This window comes from Halorubrum sp. SP3 (genome assembly GCF_005435195.1).
Taxonomy (GTDB): Archaea; Halobacteriota; Halobacteria; order Halobacteriales; family Haloferacaceae; genus Halorubrum; species Halorubrum sodomense.
In genome coordinates, this window is record NZ_SGTU01000159.1 from 1 (window position 1) to 883 (window position 883).

At 54.5% G+C, this 883-nt stretch carries 2 protein-coding genes; both read right to left on the reverse strand.

Going from position 1 to position 883, the window contains the following annotated elements; all coding sequences use genetic code 11:
* On the reverse strand, positions 1–354 hold a 354-nt coding region (locus EXE42_RS20375), incomplete at its 3' end, for an ABC transporter substrate-binding protein (protein WP_241988418.1).
* Between the two features lie 144 nt (positions 355–498).
* On the reverse strand, positions 499–883 hold a 385-nt coding region (locus EXE42_RS16025; protein ID WP_137706961.1), incomplete at its 5' end, for a CopG family transcriptional regulator.

Consider the following 883-nt stretch of genomic DNA (forward strand, 5'->3'; position numbering starts at 1 on the left):
CGTTTCCGAGTCCTCATCGAACAGTTCGATCTCCCGTCCAAGCGGCCCCCCGGCTGCGTTAATGTCTTCTAGCGCCAATTGTAGCCCGTTCAGCATCGGCTGGCCGAAGTCACTGAGATCGCCGCTGAATGGGATGACGACCCCGACACCAATCGGGTCACCGCCGGACGCTCCACCGTCTCCGCCATCGTCCGAATCGGAGCCATCAGACGACCCGTCACCGCCGTCACCACCGTCTCCTTGGAGCTCCTCTTGGCTGCTACACCCCGCTAATGCGCCTGCACCCACAGCGCCGCTCAGCCGGACGAACCGACGGCGCTTAATTCGTTCCGCGAACGTGGTATCATTCGACATGGCTACGAGTGACATACATATCTCAATATAAATATGTGGTTGTTAGAAACTCACACTGAGCGCACCCCATCGATGTTATCGTATGAATGAGTATGAAGACTGAACACAACCGAACATGGGAATGCCAGCTGCGAACAGACGGCCTCAGTTATCGGGTTCAATCTCCGTGATCAGTACCTTCGTGAGTCCCTCCTCGATAACGAGATCGAATGGAAGGTTCGCCGCACTTCGCTCGATAAACCGAGTCATGAACCACCGGATCTGATCAGAGGGAAACACGACGTGATACCGGTTGTCGTCACTACGACGAACACTCAAAAATCCGCATAGTGAAAGCCACTCAAGGAACTCATCGAGCGTCTCAAATTCACCGTCGTATTCGTGAGCGTGATACTCTGAGACTTGATCCGCCTTCGTCAAGAAGTCGGGATCCGGTTCGCCGTCGGCGTCAGAAACGTAATCAAGGAAGCAGTGGAGGAAATCGACATCGAGCAGGACGTGTTCACCACCCGAGAGCATTTTGTGATAA